Below are 422 nucleotides of genomic sequence, written 5' to 3'. Positions count from 1 at the left end.
TCCTGGAACGCCGGTACCAAAGCCCTCGGCAGCGCCGGCGGCGTCCAGGTCATCGGCCAGGGCACTCCCGGCCCCACCGAAAACGCCCCCGCCCCCACGATCTTCGGCACCGGCGTCACGGAATTCACCAGCAACCACGTCCTGCACGAGGAAATCTTCGGCGCCGCATCCCTGGTGATCCGCTACGCCTCGGTGGAGGACCTCCTCCAGGCCGCCACCCGAATCGAAGGCCAGCTCACCGCTTCGCTGCAGCTGACGGAAGAGGACTACCCGACGGCGGCACGCCTCCTTCCGGTCCTGGAACAGAAGGTGGGCCGCATCATCGTCAACGGCTGGCCCACCGGCGTCGAAGTCGGCCACGCCATGGTTCACGGCGGCCCCTTCCCCGCCACCTCCGACTCCCGCACCACGTCAGTCGGAAC

General features: G+C 68.7%; 1 pseudogene. It reads left to right on the top strand.

The features are described from left to right. A pseudogene (locus M8J71_RS22780) lies at positions 1–422 on the top strand (aldehyde dehydrogenase (NADP(+))); the annotation flags it as partial.

The organism is Pseudarthrobacter sp. R1 (assembly GCF_024494415.1).
Taxonomy (GTDB): Bacteria; Actinomycetota; Actinomycetes; order Actinomycetales; family Micrococcaceae; genus Arthrobacter.
This window is presented reverse-complemented; position numbering and strand designations above follow the sequence as displayed.